Origin of the sequence: Kitasatospora sp. NPDC036755, from assembly GCF_040636595.1 — a bacterium.
In the GTDB taxonomy this organism is placed as follows: domain Bacteria; phylum Actinomycetota; class Actinomycetes; order Streptomycetales; family Streptomycetaceae; genus Kitasatospora.
Genome location: NZ_JBEZUT010000598.1, coordinates 1 through 2,621, shown reverse-complemented (window position 1 = coordinate 2,621; position 2,621 = coordinate 1). Strand labels below are relative to the sequence as shown.

The window sequence follows — 2,621 nt, the reverse complement described above, 5'->3', positions numbered from 1 at the left end:
GCCGCGTGGGGGACGCCGACGCCGCCGACCCCGGCGCGGCCTGACCGCCCGCCGAACCACCCGTCGAACCGCCGCCCCCGCCACCGGAGCACGCCGCCAGCACCAGCGCCGCGCCGGCCGCCAGGCCGGCCCTCCCCACCAAGCGCTCGGACCCCATGAACCCCATGACCCCCACCCCCGGCAAGCCGGACCGCGCACACCGCGCGGCCGTGCGGTCACACATGGTCCCGACCACGATCGACCCGCGTCAACCCATTACCCGACGGTCACCTTCCAGGGGCCGCCCCACCGCCCTCTCCCGGGTCCGCGACCACCGGGAGGACCGGCCCCGGGGGCCGACCCGAGCCGTCCACGGAGGTCAACTACGATCGGGCCCGTGCTCAGTCTCACCGGACTCCCGCTCCAGATCATCGCCTCCGTCCTCGCGATCGCCGTCTTCGCCGCCACCATGTGGCTCTGGCCGCGGTTCGGCGGGAAGGGCTGGAAGGCGTGGCTGGGACGGATCGGCGCGTTCCTCGCCACCCAGGTGTCGGTGCTGGCCGCGATGGGCCTGATCGCCAACAGCTACTTCGGCTTCTACAGCTCCTGGACGGACCTGCTCGGCACCAGCGGCGGGCTCGGCACCGTGGTCGACCACCAGCCCAACGCCTCCGGCGTGGCCGTCACCGGCGAGCAGAAGTTCTACTCCTCCCAGGGCTCCGACCCGGAGCGCTCCGGCCTGATCCAGAAGGTCGACGTCAAAGGGGCCGGCAGCGGTCTGACCACCGAGGCGTACGTCTACCTGCCGCCGCAGTACTTCCAGCCCGACTACGCCAAGCAGCGCTTCCCGATGGCCCTGGTGCTCACCGGGTACCCGGGCACCCCGGAGAAGCTGATCTCGCTGATGCAGTACCCGGCGTCCACGCTGAACGCGATCGAGCAGAAGAAGCTGCCGCCGACCGTCCTGGTGATGACCCGCCCCACCCTGGTCGGCGACCGCGACACCGAGTGCGTGGACGTGCCGAACGGCCCCCAGGTGGAGACCTTCTTCACCACCGACCTGCCCAAGGCCCTCGCCACGACCTACCGGATCGGCACCGACCCGGCCAACCGGGCGGTGATCGGCAACTCCACCGGCGGCTACTGCGCGCTCAAGTTCGCGCTGCGCAAGCCCGACTCCTACCGCTCGGCGGTCGCCCTCTCCGGTTACTACAGCGCGGCCCACGACCCGACCACCGGCGACCTGTTCGGCGGCAGCGCCCAGCTGAAGCAGGAGAACGACCTGCTGTGGCGGCTGCAGAACCAGCCGCCGGCCCCGGTCTCGCTGCTGCTGACCACCGCGAACGACGAGAACAACCGCGACGAGACCAAGGCCATGGTCGCCGCCTTCAAGGCCCCCACCAAGATGTCCACCATCACCCTGGACACCGCCGGCCACAACTTCCACACCTGGACCCGGGAGATCCCCCCGGCCCTCGAATGGCTGGGCAAGCACCTCACCATGCCGCCGTCCGCCTGACGTTCCCCGGATCACACGCGTCTCACAGCCCCGTTTCACGGTTCTCTCAGTCGCGCCACCCACCGTATGGCGCATGACCACGAGCAGCTACACCCCTCCGGCCGGCGAACCGTGGCCCGAGGCCGCGAACTTCCCGCCACCGGAGGTGCCGGGTCCGGCCCGGCCGGACCCGGCACCGCTCTTCCCCGAGCAGCCCCTGCCGCCCGCCGGGCCCGTGGGGCCCGCCTCCTGGTCCGGCCGGCTGCGCACCCTCCCGGCCCGCGCCTGGCGCGGGCGCGCGGACGACCCCCGCTGGGTGCGCCCGGCCCTGCTGGCACTGCTGGCCGCCACCGCCGTCCTCTACCTGTGGGGCCTGAGCGCCTCCGGCTGGGCCAACTCCTTCTACTCGGCCGCCGTGCAGGCCGGCTCGCAGAGCTGGAAGGCCTTCTTCTTCGGCTCCTCGGACGCGGCGAACTTCATCACCGTCGACAAGCCGCCGGCCGCGCTGTGGCCGATGGCGCTCGCGGCACGGATCTTCGGCCTCTCCTCCTGGTCGGTGCTGGCCCCGCAGGCGCTGATGGGCGCGGCCACCGTCGGCGTGCTGTATGCGACGGTGCGCCGCCGCTTCTCCCCGCTCGGCGCCCTGCTGGCCGGCGCCGCGCTGGCGCTCACCCCGGTCGCGGCGCTGATGTTCCGCTTCAACAACCCGGACGCGCTGCTGGTGCTGCTGCTGACGCTGGCCGCGTACGGGCTGGTGCGGGCGCTCGAAGCGGCGGGCACCCGGTGGCTGGTGTTCACCGGGGTGATGTTCGGCCTCGCCTTCCTCACCAAGACGCTGGCGGCCTTCCTGGTCCTGCCCGCCTTCACGGCGGTCTACCTGGTCGCGGCGCCCACCGGGTTCTGGCGGCGGGTGCGGCAGAGCCTGGCCGCAGGCGCAGCCCTGGTCGTCTCGGGCGGCTGGTGGGTGGCGATCGTCGAGCTGATGCCGGCCTCGGCCCGCCCGTACATCGGCGGCTCGCAGGACAACAGCTTCCTCTCGCTCACCTTCGGGGAGGTGCACCTGCGCTCGATGCAGCCGCTCGGCCTGCACGTCGCCAACTCCATCTTCCTGGGCGACTACCTGACCAGCGAGGGCCAGGCCGGG

The 2,621-nt window shown here is 72.5% G+C and carries 2 protein-coding genes; both read left to right on the top strand.

Translation table 11 applies throughout. The annotated features are described in order from the left end of the window. The first annotated feature begins 376 nt into the window (after positions 1-376). On the top strand, positions 377-1,498 hold the full coding sequence (locus tag AB0E96_RS40365) for an alpha/beta hydrolase-fold protein (protein WP_359831734.1): 1,122 nt from the start codon (positions 377-379) through the stop codon (positions 1,496-1,498). A 73-nt stretch (positions 1,499-1,571) separates the two neighbouring features. Then, the coding region (locus tag AB0E96_RS40360) for a glycosyltransferase family 39 protein (protein ID WP_359831732.1) at positions 1,572-2,621 on the top strand (1,050 nt) is incomplete at its 3' end.